The 24,928-nt window shown below is 40.4% G+C and carries 19 protein-coding genes and 1 tRNA gene; 13 read left to right on the top strand and 7 right to left on the bottom strand.

The features are described 5' to 3' along the window. Positions 1 to 69 precede the first annotated feature (69 nt). Entirely contained in the window at positions 70 to 1,002 is a 933-nt protein-coding gene (gene ctlX, locus N6A79_RS09210; RefSeq protein WP_262078275.1) for a citrulline utilization hydrolase CtlX, read from the top strand. Between the two features lie 308 nt (positions 1,003 to 1,310). On the opposite strand, the gene N6A79_RS09215 is transcribed toward ctlX, so the two are convergent. Further along, a complete protein-coding gene (locus N6A79_RS09215) occupies positions 1,311 to 1,727 on the bottom strand; it encodes an Lrp/AsnC family transcriptional regulator (protein ID WP_262078276.1) in 417 nt (138 codons plus the stop codon). 171 nt (positions 1,728 to 1,898) lie between these two features. On the opposite strand from N6A79_RS09215, the gene N6A79_RS09220 reads away from it, so the two are divergent. The 7 genes from N6A79_RS09220 (at position 1,899) to N6A79_RS09250 (ending at position 13,090) form a co-directional block, all read left to right on the top strand. Beyond that, positions 1,899 to 2,672: a transporter substrate-binding domain-containing protein gene (locus tag N6A79_RS09220; RefSeq protein ID WP_268545706.1), complete on the top strand. Its 774-nt coding sequence runs from the start codon at positions 1,899 to 1,901 to the stop codon at positions 2,670 to 2,672. Positions 2,673 to 2,942: 270 nt separating this feature from the next. After that, positions 2,943 to 3,611, top strand: coding sequence for an amino acid ABC transporter permease (locus tag N6A79_RS09225; RefSeq protein WP_268545707.1), 669 nt, complete (start codon positions 2,943 to 2,945; stop codon positions 3,609 to 3,611). Then, a complete protein-coding gene (locus tag N6A79_RS09230; RefSeq protein WP_262078279.1) occupies positions 3,611 to 4,312 on the top strand; it encodes an amino acid ABC transporter permease in 702 nt (233 codons plus the stop codon). Before N6A79_RS09225 ends, N6A79_RS09230 begins: the two co-directional genes overlap by 1 nt. Further along, positions 4,309 to 5,073: an amino acid ABC transporter ATP-binding protein gene (locus N6A79_RS09235; RefSeq protein WP_371739412.1), complete on the top strand. Its 765-nt coding sequence runs from the start codon at positions 4,309 to 4,311 to the stop codon at positions 5,071 to 5,073. The genes N6A79_RS09230 and N6A79_RS09235 overlap by 4 nt, the downstream gene beginning before the upstream one ends. 164 nt (positions 5,074 to 5,237) lie before the next feature. After that, the gene (locus N6A79_RS09240; protein ID WP_268545708.1) at positions 5,238 to 6,827 is read left to right on the top strand and encodes a M20/M25/M40 family metallo-hydrolase; all 1,590 of its coding nucleotides are present in this window, start codon (positions 5,238 to 5,240) and stop codon (positions 6,825 to 6,827) included. Positions 6,828 to 7,007: 180 nt separating this feature from the next. Further along, a complete protein-coding gene (gene hrpB, locus N6A79_RS09245; RefSeq protein ID WP_268545709.1) occupies positions 7,008 to 9,512 on the top strand; it encodes an ATP-dependent helicase HrpB in 2,505 nt (834 codons plus the stop codon). 461 nt (positions 9,513 to 9,973) lie between these two features. Continuing rightward, the gene (locus tag N6A79_RS09250; protein WP_268545710.1) at positions 9,974 to 13,090 is read left to right on the top strand and encodes a hypothetical protein; all 3,117 of its coding nucleotides are present in this window, start codon (positions 9,974 to 9,976) and stop codon (positions 13,088 to 13,090) included. A gap of 441 nt (positions 13,091 to 13,531) precedes the next feature. Here the strand turns inward: N6A79_RS09250 and N6A79_RS09255 are convergent. Next, positions 13,532 to 13,605, bottom strand: a tRNA-Gln gene (locus tag N6A79_RS09255). Positions 13,606 to 13,815: 210 nt separating this feature from the next. Between N6A79_RS09255 and N6A79_RS09260 the strand changes: the two genes are divergently transcribed. Then, positions 13,816 to 14,715: an MBL fold metallo-hydrolase gene (locus tag N6A79_RS09260; protein WP_268545711.1), complete on the top strand. Its 900-nt coding sequence runs from the start codon at positions 13,816 to 13,818 to the stop codon at positions 14,713 to 14,715. Here N6A79_RS09260 and N6A79_RS09265 read toward each other — a convergent pair. The 5 genes from N6A79_RS09265 to N6A79_RS09285 form a co-directional block, all read right to left on the bottom strand. Further along, positions 14,700 to 15,485 (bottom strand): DUF1499 domain-containing protein, encoded by a 786-nt coding sequence (locus tag N6A79_RS09265; RefSeq protein ID WP_268545712.1) that lies wholly within the window; start codon positions 15,483 to 15,485, stop codon positions 14,700 to 14,702. The two genes, N6A79_RS09260 and N6A79_RS09265, sit on opposite strands and share 16 nt — an antisense overlap. A gap of 2 nt (positions 15,486 to 15,487) precedes the next feature. Then, positions 15,488 to 16,240, bottom strand: a complete 753-nt coding sequence (locus tag N6A79_RS09270; RefSeq protein WP_268545714.1) for a polysaccharide deacetylase family protein — start codon at positions 16,238 to 16,240, stop codon at positions 15,488 to 15,490. Positions 16,241 to 16,391: 151 nt separating this feature from the next. Beyond that, entirely contained in the window at positions 16,392 to 19,067 is a 2,676-nt protein-coding gene (gene ppdK, locus N6A79_RS09275; protein ID WP_268545715.1) for a pyruvate, phosphate dikinase, read from the bottom strand. Positions 19,068 to 19,271: 204 nt separating this feature from the next. Further along, entirely contained in the window at positions 19,272 to 20,168 is an 897-nt protein-coding gene (locus tag N6A79_RS09280; RefSeq protein ID WP_268545716.1) for a DMT family transporter, read from the bottom strand. A 4-nt stretch (positions 20,169 to 20,172) separates the two neighbouring features. Next, entirely contained in the window at positions 20,173 to 20,304 is a 132-nt protein-coding gene (locus tag N6A79_RS09285; RefSeq protein ID WP_268545717.1) for a hypothetical protein, read from the bottom strand. A gap of 109 nt (positions 20,305 to 20,413) precedes the next feature. Here N6A79_RS09285 and N6A79_RS09290 point away from each other — a divergent pair, with 109 nt between their 5' ends. The 4 genes from N6A79_RS09290 (at position 20,414) to N6A79_RS09305 (ending at position 24,842) form a co-directional block, all read left to right on the top strand. Then, complete coding sequence (locus N6A79_RS09290; protein WP_268545718.1) at positions 20,414 to 21,280, top strand: LysR substrate-binding domain-containing protein; 867 nt, start codon at positions 20,414 to 20,416, stop codon at positions 21,278 to 21,280. Positions 21,281 to 21,424: 144 nt separating this feature from the next. Beyond that, entirely contained in the window at positions 21,425 to 22,378 is a 954-nt protein-coding gene (locus tag N6A79_RS09295) for a choline ABC transporter substrate-binding protein (protein ID WP_268545719.1), read from the top strand. 652 nt (positions 22,379 to 23,030) lie between these two features. Then, positions 23,031 to 23,777 (top strand): ABC transporter permease, encoded by a 747-nt coding sequence (locus N6A79_RS09300; RefSeq protein ID WP_442784281.1) that lies wholly within the window; start codon positions 23,031 to 23,033, stop codon positions 23,775 to 23,777. Positions 23,778 to 23,810: 33 nt separating this feature from the next. Then, complete coding sequence (locus N6A79_RS09305) at positions 23,811 to 24,842, top strand: quaternary amine ABC transporter ATP-binding protein (protein ID WP_262078290.1); 1,032 nt, start codon at positions 23,811 to 23,813, stop codon at positions 24,840 to 24,842. Positions 24,843 to 24,928 lie beyond the last annotated feature (86 nt).

Raw genomic sequence — 24,928 nt, forward strand, 5'->3', positions numbered from 1 at the left:
CCATATGCCAATTGCTATTACAAATTAAATAAATTCTTAAAAATAATACATTCATTTGGAGGATGCGACATGGCTCGCAAACAATCTTTTTCTGTTCAAGCACCTGCCGCTGTTGTTATGATCCGCCCTCATCACTTCACGGTGAATACAGAAACCGCTACCGATAATAGTTTTCAGATCAATGTGCCTTTAAGCGAACAGTTAGCGCCCACCGCCTATAATGAGATTACAAAGGCGGTAGAGCAATTATCGGCCGTTGGAATTGGCGTACATCTTTATGAAGATGAAAGTAAAAAAACCCCAGATTCAGTTTTTCCAAATAACTGGTTTTCGACCCATGCGGGTGGTTATATTGCTATTTATCCAATGAAAGCACCAAATCGCAGACTTGAACGCCGTTACGATATCATCGAGGATTTAAAACGCAATTTTCGTGTACAGGAAGTAATTGATTATTCTGGACTAGAACCTGATGGGCTTTTCCTTGAAGGAACCGGCGCAATGGTTCTTGATCATATCGACCGCGTTGCATATGCGGTTAAATCAGATCGTACCGATCCAATTGCACTTGAACGATTTTGCACCCAATTTAACTTTGAACCAATGACTTTTGATGCCGTTGATAAAAACAATACACCAATTTATCATACCAATGTACTTATGTGTATTGCAACCGAATTTGTTATGATTGGTTTAGATATGATTTCAAATAAAGCGAGAGCTCAAGAAATCATTTCGCGTTTCGAACAATCTGGTCGTAAGATTATAAATCTAACTTCAGAACAAATACACCAATTTGCAGGCAATGCCATTGAGTTAAAAGGAAAAGATGGACGTTACCTTGCATTATCTGGTACCGCTTATCGCTCCTTAACGCCTGATCAAATTGCAATTATTGAAGAAAGTGCAACGCCAATTGTGTTAGAAATTCCAACAATTGAACAAGCTGGTGGTTCAGTACGCTGTACAATTGCGGGCATACACCTATCCTCACGGTCCTAATCAGTATTGCCCCAATAGATGGGGTGATTTCATGTAAAATATCGCAGTTATATTGACTGCCGACCCTAGCTTTTTGTAAAATTTTTCAGTAGATCTGAAGTGGTAAAAAACAACTACCACTTCAGCCAACAAAGCCCAGCAAAAGAACGACTTATTCATTGAAATGAAAGGTTACGACAATAGCTATCATCAACAGTGTCGTAAAGCTCAAATCGCTAAAGCCCTTCTCGCTTACCTCCCCTTTATAAATCAAAAGTGTATATTTTTGCGATTTAATAGCCTTGTTTCTTTAACTTAATGGATTAACATTAAGCCGGGCCAAGAATGATAAATGTCTCACTTTTAGCAACACCATCGCTAGAACGTATTGTTGAAATCACATCATTTAGTTCAACAATGTTAGATACTTCAACAATTGCAATAATATCCCATTTACCATTAGTGTTATAAACATCAAGTAAGCCTGGTGTGCGTTTTATTCGGGCAATAATATGTTTGGTTGACGGACTATTAATTTCAATGACCATAAATGCGCGAATACGTTTTTCATCGACATCATCTTTTAACTTTATTGTAAAGCCTTTGATATCGCCATTGTCTATTAAGCGGTCAAGCCGCTTTTGCGCAGTTGCGCGAGCGACACCTAACAGCTGAGCGAGCTGTGGAATTGAAGCACGTCCATTTATTTTTAACTCGGCAATTAATTTACGATCTAACTCATCCATAATGTTACTTTTTCGCCAATTTTCTACCTAATAAGGCAGTATATGGCAAAAATAGGCATTTTGCACTCTATTATTTTACAGAAAAATAAACCAATATATACTTTCATACTGCCAATAAAGGGACAATAATGCATTAAAAATTTCGGTACTTGTTTATAAATGGAGGAAATTATGAACATAAAAAAAATTGCCGCAATGAGCTTATCTTTACTCATCCCATTCTTTAGCTTAAATATCAGCCATGCTGACGAACTTGATAAGATCAAGTCAAACGGTGTTATGAAAATTGCCGCATCTGGCGTTTTTCCGCCATTTAGTTTTGTGGATACGAATAATAATGTAGTTGGCTTTGATATTGATATTGCCAATGAAATTGCTAAGCGCCTTGATGTAAAATCTGAAATTGTTACAACACCGTTTGATGGTATTATAGCTGGTTTGGTTACCGGCCGCTATAATGCTGTTATTGGTTCCATGGCCATAACCGAGGAACGCAAAAAGGCAGTTGATTTTGTTGGCCCCTATTACCGTTCAGGTATTGGCATTTTTGTCAAAGAGGGATCGGCTTATAAAACACTTTCATCTCTTGAAGGAAAAAATGTTGGAGCAATTTTAGGGGAAACCTCTGAAAAATGGGCGCGAGAACAAAATAAATTCAACCTTCGTACCTATAAAGGCTTGCCTGAAATGTTGATCGACCTAAACTCAGGTCGTGTCGATGCAATAATATCTGATGATATAGTTGTTTATGTCGCAATCAAGAATAATGACGCGAAAATAGTTCAGATTGAAGATGACAACCTACCAAAGTTCGATATTGGCATGGCCATCCGCAAAAAGAACCCCGATCTTGCGGCTGCCATGAAAAAAGCACTTGATGATATGATGGCCGATGGCACCTATGAAGCTATTTCAAAAAAATGGGTTGGTACTGATATCCGTTAAGCCAACATCGCGGCAATGGTGTGTTTTTCATATTATTTAGTCGTCCAAAAGGCTACCAGATTATATTTGGAAGCTGATTAACCACTGGTATTGACGGCAAATTTATGCGTTTTTTAAAGCATCGCAAAGAGCACTTTTTTGATTGAGCTTAATCTAAAGTGCTCTTATTTAAAATCTTGTAAAATATGCAATTTTGTTGCGCTTATGCGATGATGTTACAAGCTGCGCCGCTGTTTAATTTCTAATTATTTCATGTGTTAGTGAGGTGTCATGGATTTCGATCTTATTGCACAATTATTGCCATTTACCATCCAAGCCGGTTGGATAACCATACAACTTGCGTTTGTCTCTTTAGCAATTGGCCTATGTGTTGCCTTTGTTGTGGCTGCCTTGCGGTCCTCCAAACATATTTTTATTTGGCCTTTGGCAGCATTTTATGTCAGCATCATGCGCGGTACGCCACTTTTGATCCAAATTTTTCTTATATATTATGGTGCCTTTGCTTTTGGATTTGATACTACACCGTTTTTTGCTGCAACCTTAACAATGGGTTTTAATATTGGTGCTTATATGTCTGAAGGCATCAGAGGGGCAATACAATCGGTCGATAAAGGCCAATATGAAGCGGCACGAGCACTGGGTTTTGGCAAAATACGCACTTTATTTTATTTTATCATTCCGCAAGCAGCAACAGTTATGATCCGGACGATTGAAATAAATACTATTATATTGACAAAAAGCACGGCTCTTGCCTCTACGATCGGCGTTATTGAGCTTACCTATACAGCCCAAAGATTTGTAACTTCCAATTCTGGCAATTCATTTGAAATATTTGGTTTAGCAGCAATTGCCTATATCATAATTTTAAGCGCAATTCTCACTTTATTTCAGTTACTTATTTCTGCATTCAATAAAACCAAAATAAGTGGAGCATCCTGATGTTACAATCATTTATTGATGGATTTTGGCAACGTATTGATGAGATTCCGCTTGATTTTTCGGCTATTCCACCTTTTGGTAGTCTTCTATTAACGGGACTTTTGTGGACTGTGATTATCACTATTCTTGCCGGTCTTATTAGTTTTTTCGGCGGTATCATTATCGCTCTGATTTTAAACTATGTGCATAAAATTTATAATTGGCCATTGCGGTTTATTTCTTGGCTTTTTATGACAACACCACTTTTGCTGCAACTTTACCTTATTTATTATGGCCTTTCGCAGTTGGAAATTCTTTTACCCGCCTTTTGGACCGGTGTCATTGTTCTTGGTTTTCATTATGCAGTCTATAATGCAAATATTTTCCGGGCAGCTTTGCAATCAATCGATAATGGACAAATGGAAGCAGCAAGATCTTTGGGGTTTAGCTACTTTCAAGCCTTACGTTATTTTATCACACCACAATCAGTATTTGTAGCCTTGCCACAGGTGGGCAACAATACCATCATTCTTTTAAAAGATACCGCCATTGTTTCCTTGATCGGCATTGCCGAATTAACCCTAAATACTCAGCAAGCAATTGCTGAAACCTATAGATCTTTCGAATTTTATTTGGTTGCTGCCCTACTCTATTACATTATCAATCTAATTATGGAGTTCGGATTATATGTCACCACTCGTAAGATAGGAGCCATGCAATGAATACAAATATTATGATTGATTTGCGCAATATCCATAAATCCTATGGCGCCCATAAGGTCTTAAAGGGAATAAATTTTAGCGTAGATCGCGGTAAAATCGTTTCAATTATTGGCCCAAGCGGGTCTGGAAAGAGTACTTTATTACGCTCAGTCAATATGCTTGAAGAAATTTCCCAAGGCGAAATTTGGTTTGATGGCAATCAAGTTAATCTGCCCCTTAAAGGCCGCGCCTTTGAAAAACATTTAAATTATATGCGCCAACAAATTGGCATGGTTTTTCAGCAATTCAATTTATTTCCTCATCTTAGTGTCTTGCACAATATTACCATCGGACCTCGTATATTAAAAAATATACCCAAACATGACGCGGAAGAAATTGCCCATTCCTTATTAAAAAAAGTGGGCTTAGCAGACAAAGGCGATTCTTACCCTGCCCGTTTATCTGGGGGACAAAAGCAACGCGTTGCTATTGCTCGTGCTCTTGCTATGCAGCCAAAAGCAATGCTGTTTGATGAGGCAACCTCTGCGCTTGATCCTGAATTGGTAGAAGAGGTCAACCAAGTAATGAAACAGCTTGCGGCTGAACATATGACCATGATGATTGTTACCCATGAAATGCGTTTTGCAGCTGAAGTTTCTGATTACGTTGTTTTTATGGATGGCGGCGTCATTGTCGAACAAGGGACTCCTGATGATATCTTGAAGAACCCCAAAGAAGAGCGAACGCGCGAATTTTTACGCAAACATTTGCAAGGACATTGATCTTTGAAAACAAAAAATGATTAACGCTCTGCCTATGGGTGTTGAGAGATAGAATTTAATTAACATAAAAGTTACTCGAGGTAAAAATGCCGCAAGTTACCGATAATAATAAACGAAATAGTCCCAATCTTTATAAAAATAAATGTTCAGATTTAGCAACAAGAATGGTTGCTTTTAACAGTGAGACAGGCAGTAGAGGCGAAGCCGAATTTGCGGACAAATATATTGGGCTTTTAAAAGAAATACCCTATTTTAACCAAAATCCGCAAAATATTGTTAAATCAGCAAGCCATGGCGAACCGTTAACCTCGAATGTCTTAGCGCTAGCAAGAGGGAATGGTAAAAAAACGCTGATATTAGCGGGGCATTTCGATACAGTATCAATTGATAATTATCATGAATTACAAAACCTTGCTTGCGAAAGCGAAAAACTTGCCGAAGCCTTAATCGAAACCTTGGCGAATAAAGTGCGTTCTGAACAAGAAGAATGTGCCTATCAAGACTTATTAACTGGTCAATTTTTGCCCGGCCGCGGTATGCTTGACATGAAAAGTGGACTTGCCGCTGGTATAATATGTGTTGAAGAGTTTATTGCTGATACCCAGCGCAAGGGTAACATTCTTCTCGTTGCTACCCCAGATGAAGAGCGTGAAAGTCGTGGCATGCGCTCACTACGTGCTAGCCTTGCAACTTTTGTTAAAGAAAATGACCTTGAAATTGTTGGTGCCATTAATCTTGATGTAACATCTGATCAAGGCAACGGCAGTGAGGGGCGCGCAATCTATGCCGGCACAATTGGTAAATTATTACCCTTTGCATTTGTTGTTGGTTGTAGTGCCCATGCAAGCTACCCTTATGAAGGAGTAAGTGCTTTAGCAATAGGTGCTAAAATTCTTAGCCATTTCGAAGCCAATGCTGCGTTAGCCGATAAGAATGAGGATGACATTTCACCGGCCCCCATATGTCTTGAGGCAAGAGATTTGCGTGATGCTTACGAAGTAACAACGCCAGAGCGTTTTTGGTTGGCTTTTAATTGGCTTTACCATTCTATGAGAGCTGAAACATTATTTCATCATTTTAAAGAAGCCGTAGAAAAATGCGCAAACCAAGCTATTGAGCAATTTACCGAGCAAGCTAAAAACTACAGCCATATGGTTGGCAAAAAATCTGGCGCAGTGCCAGCTAAGCCAAAGATTATCGAATATGCAGAGCTACTGCAACAAGCCAAAGCGACTATAGGCGCAAATTTCGATGCACTGTATGAGCAAAAACAAAATGAACTAAACCAAATTGATAACCCGCTAACCGTAAGTCGTTTACTAACAGATTGGCTTATAAATCAAGCAAAGATAAATGGTCCTGCTATCATTATTGGTTTTGCTGGTTTACATTATCCTGCAAGCCATCTTGACCTCAAGCTCGATAAGGATAAAGCTTTCCACGCGGCAATTGATCATGCCAAGAAATCTTATCAAGACCTTGCAGATCAAGTGCTTACTTGGAAGCCTTATTTCCAAGGCATATCGGATATGAGCTTTTTGGGGCAAAAGGCCGATAAGAATAATTTAATTGCCAATAATACGCCCATTTCTCGTTTACAAGATAATCCGCCAAGCCAAAGCCTTAGCTTTCCTGTGGTTAATATTGGACCTTGGGGGCGAGAATTTCATCAAAAACTTGAGCGTGTTTACGCACCTTATGCATTTGATCAATTGCCTAAACTATTGGGCCAAATCGCTCGAGAAATTTTATAATCCCATAATATCAACATACTAATTTAGAGCACATTTAGCTTTTATTAAGCCGTTAATGTGCTCTAAATCGTTTATACGTAAAAGTGCCAATAAAATTGATACATGCAAACATGGGGTATTTAAATTTTTTGTATTTACAATATCCTTGCCAAAGCTATTGATGCTTTTTATAAAACACGCATGATAAATTTGCCGCCTTTACCCGTAACTGAAATTTTTGGATCGCTTCACGAGTGCATGAAAATGCATAATCGTGCAGTAATAGTTGCACCGCCCGGGGCAGGTAAAACGACACTTATCCCATTATTTTTACTGGATAAACTTAAAAAAAATCCTAATGGCAAAATAATACTTCTTGAACCGCGCCGCTTGGCTGCACGCGCGGCAGCAAGGCGCATGGCCGATTTACTTGGAGAATCTCTTGGGCAACAAGTTGGCTACATCATGCGAATGGACCAAAAAATTTCTAAGGACACACGCATAATCGTTGTGACCGAAGGCGTTTTTGTTCGTATGGTGCTTGATGACCCAGAACTAAATGGCATTAGCGCTGTTATTTTTGATGAATTTCATGAGCGCAATATTGATGCCGATTTTGGTCTTGCACTAGCGATTGATGTACAAGAAGGTTTGCGTAATGATTTAAAAATTATCGTTATGTCAGCAACTCTTGATGGCGCACGCGTTGCCAGCTTGCTAGATAATGCGCAGATTATTGAAAGCAAAGGCAGAAGCTATAATGTTGATATTCGTTATAGCCCAAAAGCTAATGATGAACGCATTGAAGACGCCATGAGCCGCGCCATTATCAAAGCCTTAAAGGAGGAAGATGGCAGTATTTTAGCTTTTTTACCCGGTCAAGGCGAAATTGAGCGAACAAAGCAAAGGCTCCAAAATAGCTTAGGCGACAATCCAACCATCAACGGCAACAGCATTATTATTAGTCCGCTTTTTGGAACACTTGATATAAAAGATCAAGACAATGCTATTCTGCCCGCCCAAAAAGGTTCGCGCAAAGTTGTGCTTGCAACCTCCATCGCCGAGAGTTCCATAACGATTGAAGATGTGCGCATTGTCATTGATAGTGGCCTCGCTAGAGTGCCAATATTTGAACCAGCAAGTGGTTTAACACGGCTTGAAACGGTGCGTGCCTCACGTGCATCCATTGATCAACGTGCTGGGCGTGCAGGACGTACCCAGACAGGCATTGCTATTCGCCTTTGGCTACAAGGGCAAAATGCAGCGCTTCCTGCCTTTGCAACACCTGAAATTCTAAATGCTGATTTATCTAACCTTGTTTTGGATTGCTTAGCCTTTGGTATACAAGATCCCGCCAACTTACGTTTTTTAAATCCGCCTCCCCTGCCATCGATAAAAGAAGCACGCGACTTACTTGTCAAATTAGATGCAATTGATGAAAATGGCAGACTAACCCTAATGGGGCAAGCCATGCGTGCCTTGAGTTTGCCTGTACGCTATTCGCATATGGTATTAAAAGCCGCAGAAAGAGGGAAAGCTCAAGCGGCGGCAGAACTTGCACTATTGCTTGTAGAACGGGGACTTGGCGGCAACAACATTGATATTGATGAAAGACTGCGTTTTTTCCAACGTGATCGATCAAAGCGCGCCCAAGATGTGAAGCGACTTGCAAAATCCCTTGCGGATGAAGCGGCTCAATTATCAACAAAAAAGCAAAAATTGCCAAACAATAGCGATATTATACCAGCAAGCGAGTTTTTGATGGACGCGTGGCCGGATAGGATCGCCAAAGCACGCTCTAAAAAAGGACAATTTTTGCTATGTAATGGGAGCGGAGCCTATATGGATGCTATTGAACCTTTAGCCAATAGTACATTTTTAGTTATCGCCGAATTGACTGGTAGCGCTGAGCGCACGCGCATATTAGCGGCGGCAAACCTTAGCGAAGATAGCCTTTATGCCCAACAGGGCAGCTCAATAAGCCAAGAAACACTGGTTTATTTTGATGAGCAAAGCCGCACTCTTCGTGCATTAGCGCGCGAAAATCTTGGCGCAATTTCTCTAAGTGAAAAGAACCTACCCAGCCCTAAAGGCGACATTGCCAACCAAAAATGGCTTGAAATAATACAACAAAAAGGTCTTAGCCTTTTAGCTTGGAGTAAAGATGCCAAGCAAATGCGGCAAAGACTATTTTGGCTATTTAAAGGATTGGGCGAGCCGTGGCCCGATGTAAATGATGACGCATTACTGCAGCAATTAGATGAATGGCTTTTACCATTTTTAAATGGCAAGGCTGAGCTTAGCACAATAACCAGTAAAATGCTAAGCGACGGCCTATATTCTTTGATCCCGTATCATTTGCAACGCGAGTTTAACGCCCTTGCACCCACCCATTTTACCGCGCCGACTGGCTCAAAAATTGCAATTGATTATGAGGGGGAAGAACCAACTATTTCATTGCGCGTACAAGAACTATATGGCTTAATCACCCATCCAACAATTGCGGGGAATAAGATTCCCCTTATTATTGAACTCTTATCACCAGCGCATCGCCCTATCCAAATTACGCGTGATTTACCAAGCTTTTGGGCTGGATCATGGAAAGATGTGCGCAGTGACATGCGTGGGCGCTACCCAAAGCATTTATGGCCTGAAAACCCAGCCGAAGCTGTGCCAACAACACGGGCTAAACCACGCGGCAGTTAATGTGTTTCTGCCGGTGTTAATGAAACCTATCTAATTAAGACTTTAAGCTTTTAGGATTATATAAAAAAGATATAAATATCTTAATTATTTAATTGTTGGCTAAAAAGGATTTTAATGGTGTACTCGGCCTAATACTCGTTGTTTGCAGAATATATTAATTCCTATTTTTAAAATAGAAAACCAATTTCTTGATTGGTTTGAAATCGCTTAAACTTATCTCCCCAATTGCCATTCAATTTAATTTTTTATTTATTTAGTTCGAATATTAGTTTATAATAATTTAACTTTATAAATTTCTCATATTCTCATGTTGTGTTTTTTCGGAACAAAATATGGCTTTTATATGAATAGTTTAGTACCTGTTACTTTTATTATTTATTGAATAGCCGTCAAAATATTGACTAATTTAAATAATAACTATGTAATTAATTATAAATATAAAAATATAATAGGTTCAAGCGATGTACAAGCTGGAATCTGCGGTTGGGTCTCCTTTAATGTCGAAACATGTCTTTAAAAATCAACCATGGTTGATTAATACGCCAATTACCAAATTACTAATTTTCGGACTAACATCGTTTTTTTTAAGTACTACCATACTATCCTCAAGCTATGCAGAGGATGTGGCTTATGATGGCACTGACAAATCAATATTACGAACAGATCCGACAGGTGGTAATTTAGGGCGCAGCCTATTTTCAGGCAACGGCACGACCACCAATCTTATTGGCAACACAATATCTGTAAATGATTTAACCACCGATGGCAGCTATGAAACACCCGGTTATATTTATGGCGGTATTAGCTATTTAACATCGGGTACTGGCAATGATGTTACCAATAATAGTGTCGCTATTTCTGGCACTGGTAAAGCAGGGTCAGTTTATGGTGGTTATAGCTATTTGAGGACTGGCAATAGCGGCAATGCAACTGGCAATATTGTTACTATAAGCGACAACGCGCAAATCAGCCGAGGCGTTTATGGTGGGTATACATTTGGAAGAAATGCTGGATTTGCCAATGAAAATAAGGTTATTATATCTCACTCCGCGATAATTGGCGGTGATGTATATGGTGGCTATAGCTCAACTTTTTATGTCTCCACTGGTGAGACCTCAAGTAATGAAGTAACAATTTCGGGTAATGCAAAAATTAGTGGTATGGTTGCAGGTGGTGGGAATACTACGCAAAATGGCATAGCTAACAATGCCCTAAACAATAAAGTAACCATTTCGGATGATGCAGTTATTACAAGCTTTGTTTATGGTGGGTTTAGCCAAAATACAGCTGGCGCATCGGGCAATACAAATAATAACATCGTTACGATAACCGGCAATGCACAACTCAATAAGAGCGTTTATGGGGGATATACCGAAGCCACACGTGGATTAGGAGGCGACTCAACCAACAACACAGTAACCCTTAATGGGACCAATGCGGTTATTTCAGCTGATGTCGTGGGTGGCCGTAGCTATGGTACTATTGCTGGACAAGTCACCAATAATGAAGTTTTGATTAGCGGGCAGAATACAATTTCAGGATCTGTTTATGGGGGTAATTCATACAACTATGCCTATAATGGAACATCAACACAGGTTGCAAGTAACAAAGTTTCTATATCCGGTGATACTACGGTAACCGGGAGCGTTTACGGTGGCATGGGGACAACTAGCCTCAATTCAAGCACCCCTACAACGACAACGGGCAGCAATATTACCAATAACAATGTTGAATTATCTGGAAAAGTTAATATTAAAGGCGATGTTTATGGTGGTTATAGCAATGCCATGAGCGGCTTTTCAGGCAATGCAACAAATAATACAATAACACTTAATGGTGAAAATCTTAACATTACGGGCCGAATTTTCGGTGGCTTTGGTAATCGCTCAAATACAAGCTCTGATTTTTTTACGGGTAACACATTAAATCTTAATGGCTATCGTGGCAGTGTTTGGGGCATTTATAATATTGAGAATTATAACTGGATTTTACCAAAAAATGTCGTCAATAACGACACCATTATCAATATTACAAGCCGGAATAATGTTGATCTTAATGGGACTAATCACACCATTGCAATGGAAAATGATGGTAATCGCCTTAATGTTGGTGATGAAGTTACATTGATCAGCAATGCGACAGGAACACCATCCTCGGTTCCCACTCAAATAGAACAAGGGCTCTTTCTTATTTATGATGTCGAAGTAACAGTCGATGAAAATAATAAATTTGTCTTAAGAATTAAAGATGAAAATTCAGATAGTGGCGGTACAGACACTGGCGGAACCGATACTGGAGGTACTGACACTGGAGGAACCGATACCGGAGGCACTGACACTGGTGGAACCGATACTGGAGGAACCGATACCGGAGGCACTGACACTGGTGGAACCGATACTGGTGGCACAGACACTGGTGGAACCGATACTGGTGGCACCGATACCGGAGGCACTGACACTGGAGGAACCGATACCAGCGGAACCAATACCGGAGGTACAGACACTGGCGGCTCTAGCACCACAGAAGAGACCACAGAGCCTGAAGTTACCTTACCCAAACCCGCAGGGCACATTAATCCGCGCACTAAGGCTTTTTCGGAAGGCCGCATTGCAGCAATGGCATTTTTAAACCAAGGCAGTGATCTTATTGCTGATTATGGTATACGCGCCGCACGCTCTGCTATTCGCCAAGCAGCTGAAAGCGGGCGCCCAACCAGCCTCATACCCTTTGCAATTATCAATGGTGGTTCCAGCCGATACAAAACAGGTTCCCATGTCGATATTGACGGTGTTAATGCAGCCATAGGTCTAGCAACGGGATATGAGTTTAAAAATACTAGTCTACTCACCATTGGCGGCTTTTATGAATATGGCAAAGCAAGCTATGATAGCTATAACTATTTTAGCAATTACAATACCGTTCATGGTGATGGAAATATCAATTATAATGGTGGTGGTGTTTTATTCCGCTTAGATTTCGCCAATACTGGTTTAAACCGCGTGGCAAAACTTGATATCAATGCTGCTGATGGGCTTTATATGGAAGGCTCATGGCGCGCCGGCACCATAAAATATGATTTTGATACAAATGATATTTTCGATGGTGAAGGCTATCGCGGCACATATAACAGCCGTTCTAACTATCAAAGCGCTCATATTGCAACGGGCTATGTTTTTAACTTTAATGAAAAAAATAGTCTTGATATTTATGGTCGTTATAGCTGGTCAAGGCTTAAAGGCGAAGACGTAAAAATTGGCAAAGATGGTTTAAATTTTAAAACGGCAGAATCTTCTCGCTTACGCGTTGGCGGCCGCTACAATTATCACTACAGCCAACAATTCCAGCCATTTGTCGGTGCGGCCTATGAATATGAATTTAAGGGAGACATTGCAGCCACAGCCTATAAGTTGCAGCTAGATAGGCCAAGCCTTAAAGGTGGTACCGGTATTTTCGAATTAGGACTTAACTGGCAGCCATTACATCACAATAAAGACTTTATCATTGAATTTGTTGGTCAGGGCTTTATTGGGGAACGACGCGGCGGTAGCGGCGGCATAAAAATTAAATATGACTTTTAAAATGATCAAGGCGATTTCAATGAAATGCAAATCATTAAAATCGCCTTTAAAAGGTTAACTTACTGATATTCTATCTTATTTTTTACGTTTTATCGTAGCCTTACATTGAATAATTATCACTTAGCTAGGCAAGAGCCTAAAATATTAAACAGCTTTTGATTATTTGATTTAAATAATGTCAGCATAAGCTCAATGCAATAAAATGGCGGGAGAAGCTCATTGTGAGAATCAAAAAATTTGCGCTTAAGAACAAATCTTAAAAATTATTATTATTTTAAGGCTCATAAACTAAGATTTAGAAAAACTTAATTATTCTGCAAGGGCATCAAAAATAAAGCCAACACCGCGATAAATTAACAATTGCAACAATAAACCTGTTGCAAATATCAAAAAATCTAACTATTTTTTATGAAAATTTATTTTTAGCTTTAAGCTTAAAAATGGCTGGGGTACCTGGATTCGAACCAGGGGTGCCGGTACCAAAAACCAGTGCCTTACCGCTTGGCTATACCCCAACATCATTTTTAAAGAACACTCTATCATGTCCTTGGCGCGTCTTATAGCTGCTTGATTTCATATGTGCAATATCTATTATTAAAAAAAATGCATATTTTTTGATATTTTTTTATTTTCTCTGCTAACCTATTTTATTTATTGCATAATTTTGTGCAATCCTTACAATATTTTTATTAACAACCTAAGATCAAGCCAATGAATGTGACCAAATGAGCATCGATTTCGATAAGGAATTTTTTCCAAATTACGATAAGGCAGTAAAAATCACCAATAATATACAATTACTTACCGCAAGAAATCCGAGCCCCTACACATTTCATGGCACCAATACATATATAATCGGCCAAAAAGATTTAATGATTCTAGATCCGGGACCAAATAATGACCAACATTTCGAAAATTTAATCAAAACGGTTAATGGTCGTCATGTCAGCCATATTATACTCACCCATAGCCATGCGGATCATAGTGACCTTGCCTATCGGGTAAGCCAATATTTTTCAGCCCCCATTGGCAAAGCACCTCTTACACCTAAAAAAGATCAGCCTAACCAAGGCAAACAAAGCGGCGAAGCAACGAGCAGCGATATAGAGTTTGATATTTCCCTTAGTGACGACATGCTAATCAGCAATAATGAAATAACATTGCAAAGCATTGCCACGCCCGGCCATGCTAGCGATCATATCGCTTTTGCACTCATGGGAGACGATGTGTTATTTTCTGGTGATCACGTCATGGCATGGGCAACAACTGTCATCATTCCCCCAGACGGGGTTATGCAAGACTATATGGCGTCACTTGAAAAATTATTGGAACGCAGCGATAGCTATTATCTGCCCGGCCATGGCGGCGTAGTTACAAACCCTCAACAATTGATACGTGGCTTTCGTAGCCACCGAAAATTACGAGAAAACGCAATTCTTAAGCGGCTGCAACAAGGCGATACAACGGTTACAGAAATTGTTGCAGCAATTTATCAAAAGCTGGACCCAAGATTAAAAAATGCAGCCGCTCTTTCCGTTTGGGCGCATCTTATTGATTTACATCAGCGCAATCTTATCCATTGTGATACATCGCCGCTAATTAATAGCAGTTACTCTTCTCGTTGATCGCTTGGCGTCAATAGAACTTTAACATCAAGTGCTTCCATAAAGTTTAAAATGAAACGTGCATCGATGCCAAGATCATGGCTTAAATAGCGTGATGTTGCTCGCATATCAACAAAGGTTGTATCACCTTCATCATTAAGACGAATTATGATATCAGACACAAAACCCAATACTGGTGTTTTGGCGGTTACCTCAACTAATAGCATATTATCTTTGCCAACCTCTCCCGCTTGGCTAACATGCTTCCAACCCAAATCATCTATCACGCTTAACACCGCAGGTAAAATCTTATCAGGCGATCCATCATAACGCCTACCGCTAAGCTCTGGCCACATGGCAAGCTGCTCATTAGCCTGATAATAAAGGGATTGTTGCACAGGCAAAGCATCGCTTGGTCGGTTATTAGCAATAAAATGCGGCGGTGTTTCACTGTCGGTGGCAATATCGTAAAAGGGTGGAAAGACAAAATAAGCAACAGCTGCAGCAATAATCGGCAACAAGGCTAAAAAGGCCAAAATAAATCCTTTAATCGATTTACCGCCGCCTTTATCAGCCCTTTGCCAAAGGTCTAAAAAGCCCTTCAGTGCCAAAATAAATGCAACTAACCCCAAAAATGCTACACACCCAACCATAACAAAAAAATAGACACTGGCAAGCACACCAAAGCGATGGCATATGGCAGCCAAGATTAGCAAAACAAGTGCCAGCCAACCAAAGCGCGGTGACCATCTTGCTGCCTTAGACGGCATTCTTTGAAATTTTTTACGCATATTTATTGAGTACCCTTAAAAAACTCGGCACAAGATTGTAGTGTTGGTGCACCTTGATTAACTCCAAGTCCTTGCGAAAGCGTTACAAAATGCATGCCTTGCTTTTTTAAATCTTGCAAAGCTTCGGCAACGCCTGCCCCCGAAGCGCGCGTTGGTTGATTCATATGGGCAATAGTAACATCGCCATCCTTTGCCATTTTTAGCCGCCTTAAAACCATACTCGCTGAAAGCGATGCGCCTTGGTCACCATTGATTGAAAAACCTGCAACATGAAACCCTAGATCTTCAATTAACTTTAGCGATCTTGTTGTATAGCGTGCTGCAGCTCCCCGATAAAACGGCTTAAACTGTGACATCAAACCCGATTTTTCAATGGCTTGCGCTCCACCTTCCACCTCTTCGCAAACAGCACGTAAACTGCCTGCCGTCTTTAACCCATAAATAGTCCCTGGTTCATCAATGGCTGGAATATGATTTTGCCCATGATTTCCAATTTCAAATAATTCGGGATGAGCCTTTATTTGTGCAATAACATCTGGATTTTTAACCAGCCAACGCGCAGTTACAAATAATGTTGCAGGAATTTTTTCAGCAATCAAAACATCAAAAATACGCCGATCCGTCTTCCCCATACATAAATCAAAAGTAAGTGCAATGCGTGGTGGATCAATATCCTTTTTAATGGCAAGATATGGCTCAATTGAAGATGTTTTTTCTACTGCCCAGCTTGGCGCAATTAGGATTGTACTGGTCATTAAAACCACAGCTGTACTTATAAATTTATTAAAAGCTTTTCTTATCATTTTATTCAATGCACAATCCAAAAACGCTTCACTTGTTTTAAGGCAAACCCTAAGGTCAGAGTCTCGCACAGGTGAAGCGTAATTAAGCTAAAAGTCAACTTATTTAATATATTTTATGGGTCTTACCTTTTAATGCAGCTTGTGCCGCAGCTAATCGCGCTATTGGTACACGAAAGGGCGAGCATGAAACATAATCAAGCCTTTGCTTTTCGCAAAATGCAATGGATGCGGGATCCCCCCCATGTTCGCCGCAAATTCCAAGCTTGATATTAGCACGCGTTTTGCGTCCGCGTTCTGCCGCAATAGACACCAATTCGCCAACGCCATCAATATCAATGGTGATGAATGGATCTTGTTCTAGCAAGCCTTTTTGCAAATAGGTATTAAGGAAGGGCCCAGCATCATCGCGCGAAATACCAAAGGTTGTTTGGGTTAAATCATTGGTACCGAAGGAAAAGAACTCTGCACTTTGCGCAATATCACTAGCCCGTATTGCCGCACGTGGTAGCTCAATCATAGTACCGACCATATAGGAAAGCTGCATTTTCTGCTCACTCATCACCGCTTTGGCGACATTGTCAATTTGCGCTTTCACAAAATCTAATTCGCTCTTCAAGCCCACCAAAGGCACCATAATTTCAGGCATTACCGCACTATTGGTGTTTTTAGCCGCAATAATTGCAGCTTCAAAAATTGCTCGTGCCTGCATTTGGGCAATTTCGGGATAAGTAATTGCAAGACGGCAGCCTCTAAGCCCGAGCATGGGATTAAATTCATGTAACGCATTGGCACGCTCGCTTAAATGCTTTTCATCAACTCCCATAACACTTGCAACCTCAGCAATTTCCTCTGCCGTTTTGGGCAAAAACTCATGCAATGGCGGATCAAGTAAGCGAATAGTAACAGGAAGCCCTGCCATAATTTCAAACAATTCAACAAAATCTGAACGCTGCATTGGTAGCAATTTGGCAAGAGCTGCCTTCCTGCCATTTTCATTATCCGCAAGGATCATTTCACGCACCGCAATGATACGTTCGCCGGAAAAAAACATATGCTCGGTACGGCAAAGGCCAATACCTTCCGCACCAAAAGAACGTGCAGCACGCGCATCATTAGGTGTTTCGGCATTGGCGCGCACTTTCATCCGGCGCGCTTCATCAGCCCATTGCATGATAAGCGCAAAATCACCCGATAATTCAGGTTGTAGCATGGCAACGCGGCCAAGCAAAATTTGTCCGCTACCACCATCAATAGTAATAATATCACCTTTTTTAAGTTCAACACCACCAGCAACCATTTTATTATTATGATAATCAACTTTAATACTACCAACACCACAAACACATGGTTTACCCATACCGCGTGCAACCACCGCCGCATGGCTGGTCATACCACCGCGCGTGGTTAAAATAGCTTCAGCAGCATTCATGCCATGAATATCTTCAGGACTTGTTTCGATGCGCACTAATATAACTTTACGCCCCTCAGCAGCGGCAGCTTCTGCGTCTTCTGATGAAAAAACAATTTCACCAACTGCAGCTCCAGGGGAAGCAGGCAGACCAGAGGCTAAAATTTTACGCTCGGCTTTTGGATCAATCGCAGGATGCAATAATTGGTCAAGGGATGCCGGCTCTATCCGCAATACCGCTTCTTGGCTAGTAATCAGCCTCTCTTGCGCCATTTCAGCCGCAATTTTTAAAGCAGCATTTGCTGTACGCTTACCACTACGGGTTTGCAACATCCATAACTTACCTTTTTCAATAGTAAATTCAAGATCTTGCATGTCGTGATAATGAGCTTCAAGCTTATGGGCAATATCAGTAAAATGGGCAAAAGCCTCAGGCATTAGTTTTTCAAGCGATGGCTTATCTGACCCCGCAGCAATGCGGGCAGCTTCGGTAATATTTTGCGGCGTTCGAATACCAGCAACAACATCCTCACCCTGCGCATTCACTAAAAATTCGCCATAAAGCTCATTAGCGCCGGTTGATGGATTTCTTGTAAAAGCAACACCCGTTGCAGAATCATCCCCCATATTGCCAAATACCATGGCTTGCACATTAACCGCCGTACCCCAATCTTCTGGTATAGAATGTAGCTTACGATAAATAATCGCCCGCGCAGTCATCCAACTAGAAAACACCGCGCCAATTGCACCCCATAATTGCTTTTGCGGATCCTGAGGAAAAGGCTCACCCAACTCTTCTTCAACGGCATCCTTATAAAGCTCGATCAAAGCTTGCCAATCAGCTGCGGTCATTTGGGTATCGGCTTCATAATTATGGGCGGCTTTGGCATGATCCAACAATTCTTCAAAAACCGAATGGTCAATATCAAGAACAACATTAGAATACATTTGGATAAAGCGGCGATAACTATCATATGCAAATCGCTCACTTGCATGCTTAGCAAGTGCTTTTACCGTTTCATCATTAAGACCAAGGTTTAAAACTGTGTCCATCATACCGGGCATGGAAGCGCGCGCACCAGAGCGCACCGATAATAATAGCGGATTTTCGCCGTCACCAAATACGCGGCCAGTTAACGCACCAATTTCTGCTAAAGCTTTATCCACATCGGCTATCAACCCAGTTGGATAGCCGCGATTATTGCTATAATACCAAGTGCAAACTTCAGTTGTAATAGTAAAGCCAGGCGGTACAGGCAAACCAAGATTGCTCATTTCAGCAAGGTTTGCACCTTTACCACCAAGAAGATCACGCTGACGAACGGAACCTTCTGCCTTGCTATTACCAAAACTGTAAACCCACTTGGTCATTTTGGAAGATCCTTAAAATCGCGATTATCTATAATTGCGTAACATTATTAAAAGGCTATCAAACATAGTGAAAACTATAATTAAATACTTTTAAAAAAACAGCACTATGTCTTGGCTTTTAATAATGAAAAGAATACTTTCTATAAATAACAATGGTCAATAGCTAACTTTTAATTTATAACCATTCTATGATAAAACAGTGGGCTAAATATTAGATCCACCCATATTTTTTGGCTTAAATTGTAACAACGCAACACCAAGTAGAATAAATACCAAGGCAAAATAGGCTAAAATACTTATTTTTTCTCCAGCCAGAAACACACCAATAAAAAGCGCAATGATAGGCGGAAAATAGGTAACACTTGCAGCCGCAACCGCGCCGATCTTTGCAACTATATAATAATAGGAAATATAAGCAAAGCCCGTTCCCAGTAACCCCAAACCCAAAACAAGCGACACCCACACTTTAGGGTATGCCCAAACAATACCAATATTATTCATATCGGTAATAAAATATAAAAATATTGATGCAAGCCCAATTTGATAGGTGGTTAAAGCACTCGCAGGCAAGTTAAGCGGACTTAAATATTTCTTAGCATAGACAAATGATATGCCAACACTAAGCGACCCTAAAACCATCAAAAAAACGCCTTTCAAATCAACCTCTCCTTTTAACGACCAAGGCTGGGCAATAAGCACAACGCCAATAAAGCCGAAAAATACCCCTAAGCATTTTAAAGCGGTGATTTTTTCTGCCTTTAAAAACAAAAAGGCACAAATAAAGGTAAAAATGGGAATCGCCCCACTTAACAACCCTGCCATACTTGAGGGTAAAAGCGCAGTACCTGCCGCATAAGCATAATAATAAAGACTTGTTGCCAAAAACGACATAACAAGAAAATGGTGAAGATAAAAAATATGATGCAGTTTTATTGAACGGGTTATAAGTGCAAATATAAAAACGGGAATAAATCCAAAAACACAGCGCATGAAAACAATTTGCTGCGGATTAAGATATTCAGCCGACCATTTGACAAAAATAAAATTCGTTCCCCAAATAATCGCTATAAACACAAAGGCTAAAAGAGCTTGCTTTCTCATTATCCTACCGCCTTTGGCAACCCAGCATCATCGAAAATAGCCAATCTGCCCAATTGGCAGTTAAAAGCAATGGCAATAAATTGCGCTTCATATCAATCTGACTAAACAATAAACGAAGTATATTTTCTATTGTCATATTATTATCCTTTTGATAAAAATCGTTTTATGTCAGTTTATTAACTCGATAAACAAAGCCTAACAAATCATATTAACTCTTATCGACTGTAGATTTTCTATTGTATATCATGAAAATTCCATCACTTAACGGTCTTCGTGCCTTTGAAGTATCGGCGCGGCATCTCAATTTTCGGCTCGCGGCTGAAGAATTATTGGTAACTCAAGGTGCAGTTGCCCAAAAAGTGCGTGCGCTTGAACAAGAAATCGGTATTCATCTATTTGATCGCTTGCCGCGTGGGCTTGCACTAACAAGTGCCGGCACAATTTACGCCGAAAAAATGCATGCTATTTTTTCGCAAATTAGCGAAGCAACTGAAAATATAAAACCACAGCCTATGCAGCTAACATTAAGTGTCACCCCGACATTTGCATCTAAATGGCTATTGCCGCGCCTACCAGATTTCACAAAAGCCCATGCTGATATCGACCTTATTATTCTTGCAACCGATAGATTATCCAATCTTGCAACGGATAATGTAGATATTGCTTTACGTTATAGTGCGCCGCCTTTTAGCAAAGAATTAAATGCGGTAAAATTTCTCGATCATAGTTTGGTTGCAGCGGCGAGCCCACTTCTATTAAGTAAGATCGGCGATCCCCAAGTGAAGGATAACTTTGTGCAATATCAATTATTGCATGACATTCATGACGCATGGCCACAATTTATTGATACGTTTTTTGATGCACCGCGCCCGAATATAAGGCGCAATTTGCATTTTAACCAAACATCGCTTGCGATAGACGCGGCCCTTGCTGGACAAGGAATTGTGTTAACTAGCTTTGGCTTTATAAAACAAGATTTAGATGCCGGCCGGCTGGCTCTTGCATTTAGCCATCAATTACTGATGGAAAAAGCTTTTTATATTGTTTACCTTAAACATAGTACCAAAAGACGTATTATTGAAAAGGTGAAAGACTGGATAATCTCGCAATAGCCGTGATAAATTGAATTAATCATAGCTATTTTCATAGATAGGAATAGAAAGCTTTTCGTGATAAAGTCTTTTTCGTTTGTAATTCTATTACCACCCGAAACTTGTAAAGCTTGCTAAAATTCACAAAACAGGAACTCCCAGCCCATGAATTTACTAAAAATATTTGGCATTGCACTCACTTGCTGCTTAACCACGCCTGCATTGATTTCATCCGCTCTTGCCAATGATCCGCAAGCCTGTAAGACTGTACGCTTTGCTGAACCAGGCTGGACCGATATTTCTGCGACAACGGCGGTAACATCACATATTTTACAAAAACTTGGCTATGAAACCAAAACAACATTTTTGTCTGTTCCTATAACTTATGCAGCACTCTCACGCGGTGATATCGATGTATTCTTGGGCTATTGGTCTCCATCAATGGCGGCAGATTTAAAGCCTTATGCTGATAAAGGTAGCGTGGAAACTGTAAGGGTAAACCTGACCGGTGCAAAATACACCCTTGCAGTACCACAATATGCTTATGATGCCGGCCTAAAAAGCTTTGAAGATATTGCAAGATTTGGCAAAGACGTGAATTACGCAATTTATGGTATTGAACCTGGCAATGATGGCAATCGCATTATTATTTCTATGTTGGAAAAACATGCTTATGGGCTTGATCGATTTAAAATTATTGAATCATCTGAACAAGCCATGCTATCAAAAGTGCAAGGCGATATTGCTAAAAAGAAACCGATCATTTTTTTAGCTTGGGAACCCCATCCAATGAATACTCGCTTTGACATTGCCTATTTAAATGGCGGCGACGAGTATTTTGGACCAGATTTTGGCGGCGCGACAGTTAGTACCAATGTTCGCAAGAATTATACCAATGAATGCCCTAATGTTGGCCAATTATTGAACAATCTAGAATTTTCGCTTGCCATGGAAAACGAAATTATGGGCGACATTTTGGAAAAACACATAAAGCCAGAACTCGCGGCAGCAAATTGGTTAAAAAACAACCCCAACGTTCTCGACCAATGGCTTGAAGGAGTTACCACATTTGATGGCAAAGAAAGCCTTCCATTGGTAAAAGACGCTATTAGCAAATAAAGCAACCAATAAGTCAAAATTGGTATATTTAAGGTTATTGAGATATTCTTAACATAAAAGCATTATCAGCATGTTTTAATCGCCAATTAACTATTATGTTGGTTATGGTTTTAAAAAACAAAATTTGCGGTATATAAGCCTCGATATAATTTACGTTAAATCCCGTGGATAGTTTATGACATTCACGGGAGATTGCCTATGTGTAGAAATGGAGATACCATTGGACTATTCTAATGCGGAAAAAAACCCAGTTTTTGGTTTTTTTGAAATGGTTTTCACATGGCTACAAAATATTTTTGCTATAAAAATACCGATAGGTGATTATTGCGAGTGGCTATTTACTTGGCTTAAAGATAGCTTTAGCTTTCCTCTTGATTATTTTAGCACTAGCCTTGATGCAGTATTGCAATGGACATTGGAATTTTTAATGGCTCCGCCATTGCTGCTCTTATTTATAATGCTTTTTGCGTGGGTAATGGAAAAAACTTGGCGTTATAGAATTTTGCTTTTAACTGGCTTAATAGCCCTTGCAATTATTGATAGTTTTTTTACCCCCCTTTTTAATACCATTCTTATTGCTGGCTTTGGCATCACGCTCGTTTTTTACCTTATAACTAGCCGCAATTTATCAAAGCAGCTACCTCGCCTATTATTGGGCGCAGTTGTTCTTGCTCTTACAATTATTACAAGATTGGTCAATATGGATTTTTGGCCACCAGAGGCTACACTTATTTTGATTTTCGCCTTATTGGGATGGTTTATGCAAGAACGTATTAGCGTGGTTGTTCTCGTTGTTATTGCTTTGCTGTTCATTATTAATCAAGGTTATTGGCAAGATACGATGGAAACACTTTCAATCGTTTTTTGGTCTTGTCTTATTTGCATGTTTATTGGCGTCTCAATCGGCATTTATGCGGCCCACCACCGGCATTTTTATCGGTTTATCCAGCCTATTCTTGATCTGATGCAAACTATACCTTCGTTGGTTTATCTTATACCGGCTTTAATGTTTTTTGGTATCGGCATGGTACCAGGTATGATTGCAACAATTATCTTTGTTATACCTGCCCCCATCCGTCTTACTGAGATTGGCATTAGAACCACTCCCCATATATTGCTTGAAGCTGGCCGTGCCTTTGGTGCAAGCCCTTGGCAATTATTATGGAAAGTTGAGCTTCCATCAGCTCTACCACAAATACGTGCAGCAATGACCCAAACAATTATGTTGGCATTATCCATGGTGGTGATTGCAGCTTTTGTTGGTGGAGGCGGCATTGGCGTCAAGGTTGTCCGTGCCCTTAGCACGGCTAACCTATCCCTTGGCTTTGAAGCAGGCCTAATGATTGTAGTTATTGCCGTTCTCCTTGACCGCATGTTCCGCCCCGGCAAAACACGCTGACCCATAAAAAAGCGCATTGAAAGGTAAATTTAAATGACCCGCGTTATAATCGACAATGTGTCAGTAGTTTTTGGCAAAAATAGACAGCAAGCTTTAGCTTTAGCCGATGAGGGCGCGAATAGAGGCGAGGTTGAAACAGCAACCAAAGGCATATTAGGCGTTCACAATTGTAACCTTACCATTGAGCAAGGCGAAATTTTGGTATTAATGGGGCTATCAGGCTCTGGAAAATCAACACTTTTGCGAACAATAAACGGGCTTATCGCTCCGGCACGCGGCCAAGTCATTATTGAAGATGAGAATAATGCCTATGATGTTGCAAAATTAAAAAAGCGTGAACTACAGTTTTTACGCACCAAGCTTGTATCTATGGTATTTCAACAATTTGCGTTACTACCATGGCGAAGCGTTGCAGAAAATGTAGGACTTGGCTTGGAAATAGCTAAAACTCCAAGACTCACCCGCGCAGAAATTGTAAAAGAACAACTTGCTCTCGTCGGTCTTGAAGAATGGGCCGACCACCCCATTAGTGCCCTTTCAGGCGGAATGCAGCAAAGAGTTGGTCTTGCGCGAGCTTTTTCCACAGGCGCACCGATTCTTTTAATGGACGAGCCATTTTCAGCTCTTGATCCGCTTATCCGCACTCACTTGCAAGACCAGTTAAAAGAAATTCAAAAGCGCTTAAATAAAGCGATTATTTTTGTCAGCCATGACCTAAATGAAGCGATGCGCATTGGCACCCGCATTGCCATTATGCGTGATGCTCGCATTGTCCAATATGGCACTCCACAAGAAATTGTCTTATCACCAATTGATAGTCATGTTGCTGAATTTGTTCAACATATTAACCCACTGACATTTTTAACAGCACGCGACATCATGCTTCCCTTCAACCGTGAAACAGCACGTGTTCGCGTCTCGGCCATGGCTAAAGCGACAACCCCTCTTAGCGAGCTTATCAATGCTTTAGCAAGAAGCCCAGGAGAGATTGGAATCGTCGAAAAAGGTCAAATCATCGGTAGTGTTTCCAACAGGGAAATCCTCACGCATCTTTCTCGGCGTTAATGTATTTTATGACTATACTTAGAAAAAACCCCATATTTTAAGTTTAAATTTTAGCACCTATTAAATAAGAATGCCTTTTTACGCAA

Source organism: Bartonella sp. HY761, from assembly GCF_026743145.1.
Taxonomy (GTDB): domain Bacteria; phylum Pseudomonadota; class Alphaproteobacteria; order Rhizobiales; family Rhizobiaceae; genus HY038.